At 49.2% G+C, this 14,054-nt stretch carries 14 protein-coding genes; 9 read left to right on the forward strand and 5 right to left on the reverse strand.

The window, feature by feature from the left end:
* Nucleotides 1–110 precede the first annotated feature (110 nt).
* The 3 genes from NST94_RS02530 to NST94_RS02540 all read left to right on the forward strand — a co-directional run bounded on the left by NST94_RS02530 (nucleotide 111) and on the right by NST94_RS02540 (nucleotide 5,324).
* A complete protein-coding gene (locus NST94_RS02530) occupies nucleotides 111–3,206 on the forward strand; it encodes a DEAD/DEAH box helicase (RefSeq protein ID WP_339246155.1) in 3,096 nt (1,031 codons plus the stop codon).
* A 33-nt stretch (nucleotides 3,207–3,239) separates the two neighbouring features.
* Nucleotides 3,240–4,031 (forward strand): hypothetical protein, encoded by a 792-nt coding sequence (locus NST94_RS02535; RefSeq protein WP_076193698.1) that lies wholly within the window; start codon nucleotides 3,240–3,242, stop codon nucleotides 4,029–4,031.
* 141 nt (nucleotides 4,032–4,172) lie between these two features.
* Nucleotides 4,173–5,324, forward strand: a complete 1,152-nt coding sequence (locus tag NST94_RS02540) for a YCF48-related protein (RefSeq protein WP_339281618.1) — start codon at nucleotides 4,173–4,175, stop codon at nucleotides 5,322–5,324.
* Nucleotides 5,325–5,689: 365 nt separating this feature from the next.
* Here NST94_RS02540 and NST94_RS02545 read toward each other — a convergent pair whose 3' ends face one another.
* Entirely contained in the window at nucleotides 5,690–6,418 is a 729-nt protein-coding gene (locus tag NST94_RS02545) for a GTP pyrophosphokinase family protein (protein WP_076218890.1), read from the reverse strand.
* Between the two features lie 204 nt (nucleotides 6,419–6,622).
* On the opposite strand from NST94_RS02545, the gene NST94_RS02550 reads away from it, so the two are divergent.
* From NST94_RS02550 to NST94_RS02565, 4 genes are read left to right on the forward strand one after another with little or no spacing between them, the layout of a single operon-like run.
* Nucleotides 6,623–7,414: a zinc ribbon domain-containing protein gene (locus NST94_RS02550; protein WP_076193702.1), complete on the forward strand. Its 792-nt coding sequence runs from the start codon at nucleotides 6,623–6,625 to the stop codon at nucleotides 7,412–7,414.
* A gap of 51 nt (nucleotides 7,415–7,465) precedes the next feature.
* Complete coding sequence (locus NST94_RS02555) at nucleotides 7,466–8,284, forward strand: TrmB family transcriptional regulator (protein WP_076124492.1); 819 nt, start codon at nucleotides 7,466–7,468, stop codon at nucleotides 8,282–8,284.
* Between the two features lie 25 nt (nucleotides 8,285–8,309).
* On the forward strand, nucleotides 8,310–8,612 hold the full coding sequence (locus NST94_RS02560; RefSeq protein ID WP_038568522.1) for a hypothetical protein: 303 nt from the start codon (nucleotides 8,310–8,312) through the stop codon (nucleotides 8,610–8,612).
* Nucleotides 8,613–8,654: 42 nt separating this feature from the next.
* Nucleotides 8,655–9,248, forward strand: a complete 594-nt coding sequence (locus tag NST94_RS02565) for a xanthine phosphoribosyltransferase (RefSeq protein ID WP_076101352.1) — start codon at nucleotides 8,655–8,657, stop codon at nucleotides 9,246–9,248.
* A 113-nt stretch (nucleotides 9,249–9,361) separates the two neighbouring features.
* Here the strand turns inward: NST94_RS02565 and NST94_RS02570 are convergent, their stop codons facing one another.
* The 4 genes from NST94_RS02570 to NST94_RS02585 all read right to left on the reverse strand — a co-directional run bounded on the left by NST94_RS02570 (nucleotide 9,362) and on the right by NST94_RS02585 (nucleotide 12,271).
* Nucleotides 9,362–10,318, reverse strand: coding sequence for a diacylglycerol kinase family protein (locus NST94_RS02570; protein ID WP_339246165.1), 957 nt, complete (start codon nucleotides 10,316–10,318; stop codon nucleotides 9,362–9,364).
* Between the two features lie 110 nt (nucleotides 10,319–10,428).
* On the reverse strand, nucleotides 10,429–10,767 hold the full coding sequence (locus tag NST94_RS02575) for a membrane protein (RefSeq protein ID WP_036682511.1): 339 nt from the start codon (nucleotides 10,765–10,767) through the stop codon (nucleotides 10,429–10,431).
* 93 nt (nucleotides 10,768–10,860) lie between these two features.
* Nucleotides 10,861–11,850, reverse strand: a complete 990-nt coding sequence (locus NST94_RS02580) for a serine hydrolase (RefSeq protein WP_339281619.1) — start codon at nucleotides 11,848–11,850, stop codon at nucleotides 10,861–10,863.
* Nucleotides 11,851–12,139: 289 nt separating this feature from the next.
* Nucleotides 12,140–12,271, reverse strand: coding sequence for a hypothetical protein (locus NST94_RS02585; RefSeq protein ID WP_256719505.1), 132 nt, complete (start codon nucleotides 12,269–12,271; stop codon nucleotides 12,140–12,142).
* A 48-nt stretch (nucleotides 12,272–12,319) separates the two neighbouring features.
* Between NST94_RS02585 and NST94_RS02590 the strand changes: the two genes are divergently transcribed.
* Complete coding sequence (locus tag NST94_RS02590) at nucleotides 12,320–12,508, forward strand: hypothetical protein (protein ID WP_019913840.1); 189 nt, start codon at nucleotides 12,320–12,322, stop codon at nucleotides 12,506–12,508.
* A 403-nt stretch (nucleotides 12,509–12,911) separates the two neighbouring features.
* Complete coding sequence (gene coxB / locus NST94_RS02595; RefSeq protein ID WP_076124488.1) at nucleotides 12,912–13,958, forward strand: cytochrome c oxidase subunit II; 1,047 nt, start codon at nucleotides 12,912–12,914, stop codon at nucleotides 13,956–13,958.
* The last annotated feature ends 96 nt before the right edge of the window (nucleotides 13,959–14,054 follow it).

A 14,054-nucleotide genomic window follows, 5' to 3' on the forward strand; every position in this document is an offset into this window, starting at 1 on the left:
CTACTTGTATAGCTTCAAAATTTATTTCTCGCGGAAAAGGTTGCAGTTACCCTTCCTGATGGTATGGGGCTGGTTCTTTTTTTGCTTGCTTAAAAGACAGGAGATCACCGATGACTAAGCATCTGTATGCAATATGGTTAGGGGACGTTTTATTTTGCTTCTCTGGCGAAACTTCGGAGCCGAAGGTTGACGCTTGGACTCGCGTAGTGAAGCGGATGGAGCTACAGGGAGGAGTGCGTCCTTTTGCAACTGCTGCTCTGCGTCTGGCAGAAGTGAAATATCCGGCTCCCCCTGTAGAGGGGAAGCCAGCCCGGCGCGGATTGCCCGGACGAACGTTCGAAGGGCTCGCCTTGGTTCCTAGCGATGCATTTCAACTGCTTCTGGCATGGGATGAGACGTTATGCCGAGATCAGGGAGTGGAGCCAGGCGGCGAACTGCGTTACTGGGCAGCAGCGGCACGTTTTGCGCTGGAGCTGATGGGTACTGGCGGGATTACGCCGGGTGCCTTGCCACCACGCCCTGTGGGCTCACGTCGCCGCGGCGGCGAACAGGCGGCGACGGTCTGCTGGTCGCCAGCTTTCCGAAAGCAGGAGGACAAAGAGATCTTTCTGCAGCTGGCAGCATCCATGCCTGTTCTTGCACTAGGAACGCATATCGCAGAGGCAGGGGATTTATCCTCTCGTGATGAGGCTGGAGCATATGTGCTTTACTCCTTTATGCAGGCTGTAATGACTGCTGAGATAAAAAAAGTAATTGCGGGCATTGAAAGTGAGTTAACCCCTTATAAAGCGAATTATCGCCGGGGTTATTCCCCTTTAACTGAACTGTGGTGGAATAGCCTTCTCACTGGAAGCCGAGATATACCCGTGCAAGGAACTCCAGCAGAGGTGACAGACCTTTTGGTCACTGTGAACGAGACCGCTGGCAGCGATGTGCCACATTCAGAGCCAGAGGAAGCACGGAGCGGGCAGCTGGGTCTTGGGCTACGGCTGGAGCCGCCAGAAGACAATGAAAACAATAATGAAGTCTGGCGGTTAACCTTCTGGGCGGAGAATAAGGAAGAAGGGGAATTCTGGTTTCCCGCCAAATCGATCTGGAGTAGTAAAGAACGAGAGTTTACGTTATGGGGTAAACGCTATCGCAATATCCAGCAGCAGCTGCTTATAGCGCTGGGCCGGGCTGCGAAGATATCGCCGGATATTCAGCGCGCTCTTGCTAAGCCTGCGCCTACGGGGGCGGATTTGGAACCGGAGCGTCTTTATTTCTTTTTGAAGGAGACGGTGCAGCAGCTGCGCGATCGGGGAATAACGGTGCAGATGCCTTCGCGCTGGAGCCGTGAGGGACGCCGCCGCATTGGCATGAAGATGAAAATGCAGCCGGGCGTGAACGGGGGCGATAGCCCTGCGCCCGCAGCTCTGGGTATGGAAGAGCTGATCTCGTTCCGTATTGAGGCCTCGCTTGGAGATAGTACGATTAGTGAGGAAGAACTAAATGCATTAGTAGAGGCCGGTGTACCTTTTGTACGTTTCCGCGGGGAATGGATCGAGATAGATCCTAAAGAAATCCGCCAGGTTCTTAGATATATGAAACGCCATGAAAACGGAGAAATGACTGCCGCGGATTGGATGCGTCTAGAAGCCGAGGATGGTGAAGATCGGCTCTGGAAAGGAATGTCCGTCACTGGGATGGAGACATCCGGGCTGTTGGCATCGCTTATGCGCGGAGATGTATTACGTAATCTTCCGGTGCGTCCCGTACCTGAGGGTCTGCATGGAACTTTAAGGCCTTATCAGGAGCGGGGTTATCAGTGGCTGGCCGAGCTCAGTGGTCTGGGTTTTGGGGTATGCCTCGCCGATGATATGGGTCTAGGTAAAACGGTGCAGGTTATCACCTGCCTGCTGGACCGGGCGTTAAGTGCTCCCCCTGAAGAGAAGCAGGAGCCTGTGCTGATTCTCTGCCCAACATCGCTTCTTGGCAACTGGCAGCGGGAGCTGCAGCGCTTTGCACCTTCGCTTAATGTACACATACATCATGGTGGACGCCGTGTTCGGGGAGATAGCTTCTTAGAACTGGCAACCAGTCATGATATCGTACTGACGACCTATCATTTGGCAGGCCGTGACAGTGAGGATTTGGCCAATGTTCAGTGGTCAACAGTGGTGCTGGATGAAGCTCAATATATTAAAAATCACCGGACGAAGCAGGCGCAGAGTGTGATGAAGTTATCAGCGCCGCATCGCATAGCTATGACAGGTACTCCGGTAGAGAACAGACTTGGCGAGTTATGGTCTATTTTCCACTTTTTAAACCCGGGCTATTTAGGAACCTATCATTCCTTCCGGCAGCGTTATGTGTCTGGTGAAGGTGGGGAACGTCTGCGGGAGCTACATCGCTTGGTATCCCCCTTCCTGTTGCGGCGTCTGAAGAGTGACCCGGATATTTCTAAGGATTTACCGGAGAAGCTGGAGCTGAAGTCTTATTGCCCGCTGACCGAGACCCAAGCTGCCCTGTATCAGGGTGTCGTGGATGAAATGCTCGGTGTGATCGGGGAGAGCAGCGGTATGGCTCGCCGTGGACTGGTGTTATCCTCTCTGACGAAGCTGAAGCAGATTTGCGATCATCCTCAGCTATTCCGGAAAGAAGAAGGACGGAGTCCACGCAATGAACATTCCGGTAAAATGGAGGTTATGTTCGAGGTGCTGGACAGTGTCGCTGAAGTTGGCGAATCTGTGTTGATCTTTACGCAATACGTAGCGATGGGGGAGCTGCTGGTGAGCAAGCTTACTAAGCGTTATGGTACATCGCCGCTGTTCCTTCATGGGGGGATTCCAAAACGGGAGCGGGACGAGATGGTGCATGATTTTCAGGAGGGCAAGGGGCCAGCCTTCTTCGTGTTATCTCTTAAAGCGGGCGGAGTAGGTTTGAACCTAACCCGGGCCAATCATGTTATTCATTACGATCGCTGGTGGAATCCGGCCGTGGAGAATCAGGCGACAGACCGGGCTTTCCGAATTGGGCAGGATAAGAACGTACAAGTTCATAAGCTGATTTGCCAAGGAACGCTGGAGGAACGTATTGACGAATTAATTGAGCGGAAGAAAAGCCTTTCGGAGCAGGTTGTTGGTTCTGGTGAAACATGGTTGACCGAGATGTCTAATCATGAACTGAAGGAGCTTATTGAACTGCAGGATCAGGATTGGATGTAAGGAAAGACATGAGCAATACGGAGGGATCGAACAATGAGTGAACTGTTAGAGATGCGGCTGGAAGTTGTGCCTGGATTAGTAAAAGCAGCATGGACGGCTTCGCCCGGGAAAGTGACGGGAGGGTCGCGGGCAAAAGGTGAATGGAATGTCGGTACTTCTGCTGTTCCTCAGGGACAAAGAACGGAGCAACCTCTCTCTCTGAAGGTTCCAGTCTGGCATGCTGCCCGTAGAAAAGAAATATTGCGGCGTCTGGCGCTAAGTCCGGATGAGGTATTTGCTTTGCTGCAAGGGAGATTGACGGGTGGGCTGGCGGAACTGGAGCTTCTGCCTACAGATACAGAGCTGGAGCAAGCCCTCTTTGAGGGGGAAGGGTTAGAGAACCAGGCGGAGACTCTGCAGCTTATAAAAGAACGACTTGCTGAAGAGCCGCTGCTGGCGCTTTCTCTGAGAGGATTTACTAAGGGAGAACTCCTGGATGGAATATTTGCCCTTTGGGCTGAAAGTGATATAGCTGCCGATGATTCTGAGACAGAGGCAGCCCCAGCTAGTGAGCTTGCAACAGAATTAGCACGGCTAGAGCGCAAGGGCCCCGCAATTTCTTCTGGGGAATGGCTTGCAGAAGCGGCTGCTGAAGGTTCGCTTCACCAGCCGGGACCGCAGTTCCATGAGATTACGGCTAGGCCATTTCCTTCATCGCCGGTAGTAGCAGCGGTAACGGAAGACTGGGGAGCTTTGCTGCCTCAGACACCTAAGGCTCTAGAAGGCCTAACTTTGATTATGAATCGAGTAGCAGAAGCTGCTGCCCGTCGTGCAAGTAAGGCGTAGTTAAACAGCAGTGGAGTTTAGAGAAGCCGCTTCCTATCTGAGGAGGCGGCTTCTTCTTTGTGTAAAGCTTCTGTAACCTTTTACTATTAAACTCTGTCTATGATTATAGAATAGAAGGAAATGGAAAAAGGAGGGTTTCATTTGAGACTATATGCCGTTTTTGCCCCGATAATCATTGCTGGGTTATTTCTGCAATCCTACATGGTAAACGATAATCTTGGTTTAGATTCGAGTATGGGGACAAATACCGCTGAGCTGAAGACGAATATGAATTCTTTGCAGGGGTATCCTGCTAAATTTCGCATGAATGACATAAAGCATGGATGGGGAATAGACGAGACTGGATTATGGACTACGAACGATGGAGGAAGTAGTTGGTACCATCCGGACAGCAATATCGTTCCTATTCCACAAGAAACAGGCATCTTTGCCGCAGCAAGCTTTTTCCTGAATGCCACAAATGGCTGGATTATTAGTAGTCATGGTATGGGTCAACCTATTCAGATCTATCATACCTCTGATCAGGGCCAGACCTGGAAGGAGACAAAACTTCCCGTCACGGAGGATTGGGAGCAAGGATACAGTGGCGGATTTATTCATTTTATCGATGTGAATAACGGGTATGTGTTGCTGGATTCAGAACCTGGTCTCGGGATGATGGAGAAATCCTTGTATCGCACGGCTGATGGCGGGAACAGCTGGAAGCGAATCGGAAATCTAACGGGGAGTATTAAAGCCTATCCAACAGGGATAACCTTTCAGGATTCCCAGAATGGCTGGATCACCTCCAGCAACCATGGGCAAGAATACATTTTAACGTTCAGAACTACGGATGGCGGGAAGAGCTGGAAGCCGGAGCAATTAAAGAAGCCAGCTGCTCTGGCAGCCTTTACTTACAGTAATAGTTATCCGCCTAAATTCTCAGGCAAAGACAATATGAAAGGCATCCTGCCGCTGGAGATTGTTGACGATGGAATTCGAAGTATGGTGTTTTACACAAGTGATAACGGAGGCAGGACATGGAAGCTTGGCCCTCAATTGCTCGGTACTGAGGCAGCGAGAACAACATGGCTGAACGCTCGTGAAGGTTGGGCTTTGCAGGAGGGCGGCAAACTGGTGGCGACTGTCAACGGGGGAGTAAGCTGGAGGATGATTGCAACATCACAGTTATTCGCGAAGGCAGAAAACATTCAGTTCGTTACGCCGAAAAACGGCTGGCTGGCGGGTCCAGGATTTCTACAGACCACTACAGATGGTGGCGTTACATGGAAGCCTTTGGTTAGTAAGCCTTAAGGCTGAATACAGCGGAATGCCGGAGTCATGATTAGCCGTTGGTTGAGGCTTAGGGACGCAGGAGGCGTTATTCACACATTTATCGCCTATCCAGTATGTTTTCGGACTCCAGTGCAGCTATTTTATATAGGAGGGCGCAGATCCGGCGTTTTTTATGCCGTTAGCGACTTTGGGGTCCGTTAGTATGCAAAATGGAGGATTATTTTGCGAATAAGATCGGCTGTGTCCGATAGCACCTTGCTTCGGCGGCGAAGGGTAACGATCAAACGGCCTAATCGATTAAAAAGAAGGGGGTGTCCCAGCAGCCATTGTCATGGCTTATGAGACATCCCCTTAATTTTTGAGAAATGTAGAAATATGAAAGCTTAAACCTGCCCGCCGGCAGGGGATTCCCCTTCTGCAAGTTCCAGAATCTCGCGGCGTAGGCGCAGCATTTTTTGATCCAGTTCATCGGCGGCGCGTGCGGCATCCTTCAATTCCTCCGCAACATGCGAAGGAAGCTGCTTATCGAATTTATAATACAGAATATGTTCCATACTTGCCCAGAAGTCCATGGCTAGGGTTCGCAGCTGTATTTCTGCTTTGACCCAGCGTGTTCCTTCCAGCAGGACGAGCGGAATTGCGACGATAAGATGCAGGCTTTGATACCCATTCGGCTTGGGATGGGCTATATAATCTTTGATCTCCAATACGCGAATGTCTTCGCGTGTGCTGAGGTGATCAACCAGACGGTAAATATCTTTAACAAAAGCACATACAATCCGCATACCTGCAATATCGTGAATGTGCTGCTCCATATTTTCCAAGTTGAACTCGAAACCTTTGCGCTCCATCTTTTGAAGGATACTCTTGGGTTCTTTAATTCGGCATTTAACATGCTCGATGGGACTGAAGCCGTCACGGACCTGCCATTCCGTTTTGATCACATCGATTTTATTCTCAAGATCATTTAGTGCATGGCGATAGAGTGCTGGCAGAGACTTGAACTCATTGATAAGATTTGTGAAATCCTCGTTATCCTGCCAATGTTGCAGATCCTTAACGTGTACCTGCATCTGTTTTAGCGTAAGCTGTGTGCTGTCATGTTCTTCCACTGAAACTCTCCCAATTTCGTTATTTGTGATTAATTCTATTTTAACCGATGTAGAACCCCTGACGCAAAATAACGTCTGAAATCAGGGAAAATAAGAATTTATAGGAACATTCTCCGCTAAATCGCGTATTAAAGCACATTAATGAATCTGTTCGATACATTTGGTATGATAGAAACACGTATCGCTGGAGAGGGAGGAACTGTAATGAGTTTTATGAAACGAATCAAAGATAGTGCGAGCCGGGTTACTGAAAAAGCACAAAGCTCTGTTGAGATCGGCAAGCTGAACGGGCTTATTTCCGATATTGAACGTGAGATGGAAGTGGAATTCACGAAAATGGGCAGGCTTTTTTATGAAGGGTATCGCTCTAAGGATATGTCTGTAGCTGAAGGCAAAATGGTAGAACTGGCACGGACCTGTTCCAAGCTTCAGGAAAAAATTGAAGTCCAACGCGCAAGAATTGCTGAACTGAAAAATGAACGGTTATGTTCTTGCGGCAATGTTGTGGCGCTCGATGCAAACTTTTGTCCAAAGTGTGGAAGTAAGCTGGAGGAGCTAACCACATCAAGAAAGATTCCGTCACCGCCGGTATTCGTCAAAACTGTGGATGAGGACGAAGAGGATGAGGATCAATACTATGGTGCGGATGAGCTAACGGATGAAGAGAAGGAGATTGCAATGAAGCTCCATCCGCAAAGTGTGGTGTATTCTGAGATCCTGCCTTCAGAGGATGATGAGCTGCCATTGGAGGAATATGCGGCGAACGAACATGACATTGAACGGGATCGCAGACATGCTGATCAGCTGGAACGGGAAAGACAAAGACAGCTTGAGCTGGATCGTCGCATCCGCGATTGGAACGCGAATGAACATCAGGAGGAGTCCGCAGTCACCCAGGACAGTGGTGTTCGTGATATGATTAAGTGTCAAATCTGTCGGAATGAATTGCCAAAGGGCTCCTTATGGTGCCCACGTTGTGGATCGGAGCAAATATAGTACAGATATAGTACAGATATCAGTCAGCTTAGGGCTTAGGGGGACAACAAGATGGAACAACTGCTGCTGCATCTGCGCAATCTGGGCTTCACGGAGATGGAGTCCAAAATCATGGTCGAGCTTGCGACTAAAGGTCAGGCTTCTGGCTATGAGGTTGCCAAACAGCTCGGAGTTTCAAGATCAAATGTGTATGCGGCGCTTCAGCGCCTAACACAGCAGGGATATGTACGATGTGGTGAAGGAGAGCCTGCGCGGTATAGTGTTCTCAATCCAGAGGAGCTGGCGACGATGATCTCGGGAAGAGTTCAAGCTTCGCTGGCTTATATGGAAAGTGAGATGCCTCGCGGAGGGCCTGTTAGTCCTTCTTTTTATAATGTAGAGGGCGACCGCAATGTAATGGGGGCGCTGATTCGCCAGCTTAACATGGCGGAGCAGGAAATTGTAGTGGATATGTGGCGCGAGGAAGCGTCGCTTCTGCGGAGCGAACTTGAACAGGCCGAACTGCGTGGCGTTAGGCTTTTATGGGCTTTTGACGGTGGCAATGCTGCTGCTGCCTCTTACCCGGTATGGCCGTCATTCGGAAAAAATTCGCAGCGGGCGGATGGACGGAAGTTCTCATTTGTGATTGACCGGAGCTGGTGTATGCTGGGGATGCGTTATGATGATGGATCCGCGCAAGCAGTGGTAACAGAGCACCCGGTGTTAGTGGAGCTGTTGTTGAATCATTTCACACAGGAAATGGTCTTGTTCGAGCTGGAGCAGGATATGGGCGCAGAATTAGTAGAGCGTTATGGAGAACGTTACAGCAAAATTCATAGCAAATATGTTATGTATGATCAAGGCGATGATGGGGAAGAACAGGCGCAGTAGTTATTATCATAGGGAGGTGAGAAGCATGGAATGTATCGTTCATTTTGAAGTGGTGCACAATGATGGTCCTAAAAAATTGCGTGGACTGTTGTTTCTGGATAAGGGAGCATCTCCTGGAGAAGCAGAATTAGTCGAAATGTTTAAGGATATGAATTTTAACGTGAGACTGGAAGACCGCGAAAAATTGATTTTTAAACCGGTAAATCCGGGGGATTTCTTGGAGATTCGAATTACGGGTTATGATAACGGTCAGGAAAAGAGCAAGGATGATCATAATTTAAAATCGATCGTTGGAAATTTATTGCCTCAGAAGCCGACAGGTCTGTAATGTGGGGAGAATGGATTCAATGATGGGAGAAGGAGGAGCACTATGGAGCTGTTGAGACAAAAAGTGTTGAAAGAAGGTATTGTACTCGGGCAAGGAGTGCTCAAGGTGGATTCTTTTCTGAATCATCAGATGGACCCCTTCCTGATGCGTGAGGTTGGCCGTGAGTTTATCCGCCGGTTCGCTGGCGAAGAAATTACGAAGGTGCTGACTATAGAATCCTCGGGGATTGCTCCGGGGATTATGACAGCATTAGAGCTGGAGGTTCCGCTGATTTTTGCCCGTAAGCAGAAATCGCTGACGCTGACAGAAGACATTTACGTGGAGAAGGTCTACTCCTTCACGAAGAAAGAAACGAATGAAATTACCGTTTCGAAGAAATTCATTGCTCCCGGAGAACGGGTGCTGATTGTTGATGATTTCTTGGCGAATGGTGAAGCCGCCTTCGGACTTGCCCGTATTGTTGAGCAGGCGGGGGGAAGTGTGGTTGGAATTGGTATTGTGATCGAAAAAGCGTTCCAGCCAGGGAATCGGCTGCTGCAGGAAGCGGGATATCGCGTAGAGTCACTTGTGCGTATTGCTTCACTGGAGGACGGAAGAGTCACTTTCGTGGAAGACGAGGAAGAGCCTCTTGTTTGAGGCTTTTGGAATGCATTCTCAAACAAAAGCTATAGGATATACAAAACAGCAAGCGAACTGGTAATGAACCAGTCGCTTGCTGTTTTTTGTGTGTATGGTATGCACGGGTCAGGTTACCCGTTGCTGCCGCATGCCGCTGCAGTGTCGACGGGCAGCTGTACGCTGTCCGCCGCCAGCGGCGATAGCACCCGCAGCGCCCCCGGCTCGCAGCGAACGGCCAGCGGCCCTTTGCCGAGGCTCTCGCCGTCGCCGATCGCTGGCCGGGCCTCGGCAAAGCCTACAGCTACGCTACGTCCGCGCAGCATAGACACGAAGGGCAAAGCCACATGCTTGCCCTTCAGTACCGTGGGGAACAACCGCAGCAACTGCCCGCGGCTGCACCCATGCACGACGCAGACGTCAAGCTGGCCGTCATCGGCCTTTGCCTGCGGGCAGATCAAAAGCCCGCCGCCGTAGCTGGGCAGGTTGCAGATCGAGACCAGCCATGCCTTCTCGAAGGCGTGCTCCGTACCGTCGCAGACTACGCTTACCCGGCAGGGCTTGAACGTCATCAGCGTATGCAATATGCCGATGATATACGCGAGCTGGCCTGCTCCAATGGCATTGCACAGCCTTTTGTATCGGCTGGCATTCACATTCTCGGCCACTTGAGCATCAAAGCCATTGGCAACGGCTGTTACGGTCAGTCCGTTTGCTCCTGAAAGCAGGTCTGCTTCGATATACCGCTCGCTAAGGGCGGCCTCCAGCGCGGCTTCTATTGAAAGTGGAATGCCAAACCCCCGGGCGGTGTCGTTGCCGGAGCCGGCAGGAATCACGCCCATGGGGATATCTTTGCCGCAAAGTGCACCCAAAATGCTATGGAGCGTGCCGTCACCACCGATTACAATCACGGCTTTCCAATCCTCGCGATGCTTTAGTGTATTTAAAGCAAGGGCTTCTGCACCCTCTACGCTGTGCGTAAACAAGGACATGAAAGGCAGCGAACGCTCCTTCATGAGCACCTCTACAGTATGCCAGGTCCGGCCGCCTGCTCCCCCGCCGGAACGCGGGTTTATGATAAATAGATACATATGATTTCCTCCAGCCTGTAGAATTCCATTGATGCCCTTTCTACATTGTAAGGAGTGGATGGGCAAAAGGGAATACTTTTCAGCGATCAGAGGGGCTGCTTTTTGGGGGATTACAGATGGCGAATCTGACTTTCTGCGATATCACCTGCCCAAGGGAGTTTATACCACCTGCCACTTAAGGCATGGTAGATCATTAACAGCCACACCCCAAAGCTGCAAAGAGAGACGAGGGCACTCATCAAGGGACCGAGGAATGGGACCAATCCGGTTAGAACGTGGAGGATCATCAGCACCCCGAAGGTAATCAGTGATTGCAGCGAATGGAACAGCACAAAGCGGCTGCGTTTCTCCAATGCGAGAAAGACGACGCCGCCGAGAAAAGGGAAAAAGTAACACAACGCGCCCGCTATATTATCGGGCAATCCGGTGGATGATTTAAAAGGGGACAATGGGCTCACTCTCCTTCTGCTTGGAGAAGAAGGGGCTTGATTGTTCGAATCCTTCTTCCTTACAAGCCTATGACTTGTCAGGAAAAAGTATGTTTAGCTCATTGAAGGGAGAACATACTTTTCAAGCAGCCTGCGAGGGTTCTTCCAGTTGTTTGTCTTGCTCTCTGCTGTAAAGACCACTACAGCATCCAGATTGGGAAAGAGCAGAATCTGCTGCCCGCCATGCCCGTGGGCGAGCTTGTAGGGCTGCCCGCTCATCGTACCGATCCAAAACTGATATCCGTAATCACCAAACGCTGGATATCCCTCAGCTTGAGCGGTAAGTGCATCCTGCAACCAATGTTCTGGGATGATTTGCTGCTCTGCAAACACTCCATTATTCAGCAGGCAGATTCCGAATTTAGCCATATCCCGAGACGTTAGGTGCAAACCGATATGACCCATGCTATGTCCTTCGGGGCTAGGTAACCAAGCGGTATTAGCCATTCGGAGTGGAGTGAATAAATGCTGTGCTGCATAGGGAAATGCATCAAGACCTGTAGATTCACTAATCATTATCGAGATTAGATGTGAGTCGATGCTTCGATATTGGAACTGGCCGATTTGTTCTGGAATAATGTTCAAGCTAAGGCCAAAGGAACCCCAGCGGCGGCTGCGATGGAGGTTCCGAACGAGCGGTTCACCAAGTTTCTTCCCTGTGATCCAGCTAAAACCGGAAGTCATGGTAAGAAGATGACGGAGTGTGATCTTTGAGAGATGTGGGGAGTGAAGGTATGGAATATGCTTGCGAAGAACCTCGGACACAGAAATATGGAGATCAGGCATCTCTCCACGGCCGATAGCGATTCCCGTAAGGACGCTGACAAAACTTTTGGTGGCAGAACGGAGATCATTTAATGCTCCAGCATGATGGTCGTTATAATAACGTTCGAAGATAAGTTTTCCGTGACGCACAATAAGCATGCTATGCATCTTGGGGTATTCTTTTAGGATAGCTTGATGGGCTTGTTCAAGACACTCCAGGCGTGTATCGGTGTCTTCTGGCGCTGCGGTAGTCATTAGGGGAATTACAGGCTGAGCCATAACGATCTCCTTCTCATTTGTTGATAAATGCAGTTTCCCTTGCTGTTTAGGTTATTTTATTTTAACCAGTTTGGAGACATCTGACTTACGAAGGCAGCTGTAAAAAATAATATTTTCCAAATAGTACATTTTACAAGGAAAGGTGGAAGTTAATCCGGAATATGATACAATATAACGATAAGGCCCGAAAGGAGTGATTCAGTAAGTGGCTCTTCGGGTAATAAAAGTGTCAAGGAGCTATCGTTCATCAGGCGTCCTTACTCTCAGCCCAAATCACGACGAACCTGCTTCACCGGCAAGGCGGTGTTTCAAAGGCTAGATTTAGCTTTAGATTCCACGTGTTGACGGATAGTGCAAGCCACGTATGTGTAATGGATACTTCACTTGCATTCGAGGTTACGGCGTACTTTTCATCATGCATTCTCTACAACGGAGCATTCATTTTCAATGTTTTGGGAGGGAACTGATCATGGCAAGTAAAGGTCATAACGAAGTCAAGGAAAGTCTACGGGAAATGACACGCATTTTCCGGCCCAAAGATCCCAAGAAATTCGTAAAGGAGTACGTCCGAAAGTATCGGATTACAGGAGGCTATGAAGAAGAACTGACCATGGTCGTGGAACACGAGTTGGTACGGATGAATTCATCCGTCTCCTAGCTAACAGATACGTTTGTCACTTGCTTAACTTTAGACATCATTTTGAGTAATAACATCCACGAGGATTCTTATAAACCGTGCCCGAGCGACTTTTGTTGCTGGAATCGGTTTTTTTTGTATGTCCATTTACGAATAAGGAAAAGTCTTCCTCATAGAATAGTCAAATGAATTAATAGACACATTTTAAATTGAATGCGCTTTCTTTATTATTTTTTATTTGTTTGCGTTTTCATAAAATGCTATAAAATCCAGATGGGACAAGGGTTTATTGTGTCGAAAATTACAATGTGAACTAGTTGTGAACGATTGACAAAACTTTCCCTTAAACTTATATTAATAGTGATTGTTATAATTGACAGAAAAAAACAGGAATCTACGAAATCGGGAAAAGCGGGGTAGATCAATGATGAAAACGTGGCAGGCTGTAAAGCGACTCCTTCCCATGACCGCTATGTTTGGACTCTTTCTTGCCGGGTGCGGTCGTGAGGACTTGTCAGTACTCAGACCACAGGGACCTGCAGCAGACAGATCTTACGGATTAATGGAGCTGTCGATCAGCATTATGATCGTGGTGTTGCTGATTGTCTTTACGATTGCAGCTTATGTACTGATCCGCTTCCGCAGAAGACCGGGTCAGAATGAAATCCCTGAGCAGGTTGAGGGCAGTATGAAACTTGAGATTCTCTGGACAGTCATTCCGCTCATCCTTGTTGTAGTACTGGCCGTGCCAACGGTTAAAGCTGTGTTTGCCGCTGGAGATGATCATTCCAATGACAAGAATGCGATCAAGGTTAAAGTAACCGGCCACCAATACTGGTGGGAGTTTGAGTATACCGACTATAAGGTAACTACAGCGCAGGACTTGATTATTCCGGTGGGCAAAGATATCGCCTTTGAACTGGAAACTAAAGATGTGCTGCACTCCTTCTGGGTCCCTTCTCTTTCCGGTAAAATCGATACCAACCCAGCTGGAACGATTAACCGCTTTAGCTTTAGTGCGCCTAATGAAGGCGTTTACCGTGGGAAATGTGCGGAGCTATGTGGACCTTCTCATGGATTGATGGAATTTAAGGTGAAATCAGTTAGTGAACAAGAGTTTCAAAAGTGGATTGATTCGATGAAAGCACCTGTAGCTGTGCTGCCAGAGGATCCTGCTTTAGCTGAGAAGTTCAAAGCGGCATGTCTGACTTGCCACGCTGTAGGCGATCAAGGGATTAATAATGCGCCGAACTTGACCGGAATTGGTTCTCGGGAATCGATTGCTGGAATTCTGCTCAACGACGACACGAGGGAAGATGGTGCGCCGATTGAAGAGAATCTCAAAACCTGGCTGCACGACCCGCAATCCGTAAAACCAGGCAATCTGATGCCTAACCCCAAAGATCTGGGCCTGAGTGATGCTGAGATTGATGGCATTGCAGAGTATCTGGCCAACTATAAGCTGGACTAATGCCTTAGCCTAAAGGCGGGCGGAACTTTCGAAAAGGGGGGACGAACTTTGGCTCAAGCAGCGCATACCTTGAATTCATCCAAGCCTCTGGGGCAC

The sequence above is a fragment of the Paenibacillus sp. FSL H8-0282 genome, assembly GCF_037963825.1.
GTDB lineage: Bacteria > Bacillota > Bacilli > Paenibacillales > Paenibacillaceae > Paenibacillus_AQ > Paenibacillus_AQ odorifer.

What these genes read in the sequence shown, in the direction of transcription:
- NST94_RS02530 (WP_339246155.1), top strand. Translation starts at nt 111, where the DNA reads ATGACTAAGCATCTGTATGCAATATGGTTAGGGGACGTTTTATTTTGC.
- NST94_RS02535 (WP_076193698.1), top strand. Translation starts at nt 3,240, where the DNA reads ATGAGTGAACTGTTAGAGATGCGGCTGGAAGTTGTGCCTGGATTAGTA.
- NST94_RS02550 (WP_076193702.1), top strand. Translation starts at nt 6,623, where the DNA reads ATGAGTTTTATGAAACGAATCAAAGATAGTGCGAGCCGGGTTACTGAA.
- NST94_RS02555 (WP_076124492.1), top strand. Translation starts at nt 7,466, where the DNA reads ATGGAACAACTGCTGCTGCATCTGCGCAATCTGGGCTTCACGGAGATG.
- NST94_RS02560 (WP_038568522.1), top strand. Translation starts at nt 8,310, where the DNA reads ATGGAATGTATCGTTCATTTTGAAGTGGTGCACAATGATGGTCCTAAA.
- NST94_RS02565 (WP_076101352.1), top strand. Translation starts at nt 8,655, where the DNA reads ATGGAGCTGTTGAGACAAAAAGTGTTGAAAGAAGGTATTGTACTCGGG.
- NST94_RS02570 (WP_339246165.1), bottom strand. Translation starts at nt 10,318, where the DNA reads ATGTATCTATTTATCATAAACCCGCGTTCCGGCGGGGGAGCAGGCGGC.
- NST94_RS02580 (WP_339281619.1), bottom strand. Translation starts at nt 11,850, where the DNA reads ATGGCTCAGCCTGTAATTCCCCTAATGACTACCGCAGCGCCAGAAGAC.
- NST94_RS02585 (WP_256719505.1), bottom strand. Translation starts at nt 12,271, where the DNA reads ATGCATGATGAAAAGTACGCCGTAACCTCGAATGCAAGTGAAGTATCC.
- NST94_RS02590 (WP_019913840.1), top strand. Translation starts at nt 12,320, where the DNA reads ATGGCAAGTAAAGGTCATAACGAAGTCAAGGAAAGTCTACGGGAAATG.
- coxB (WP_076124488.1), top strand. Translation starts at nt 12,912, where the DNA reads ATGATGAAAACGTGGCAGGCTGTAAAGCGACTCCTTCCCATGACCGCT.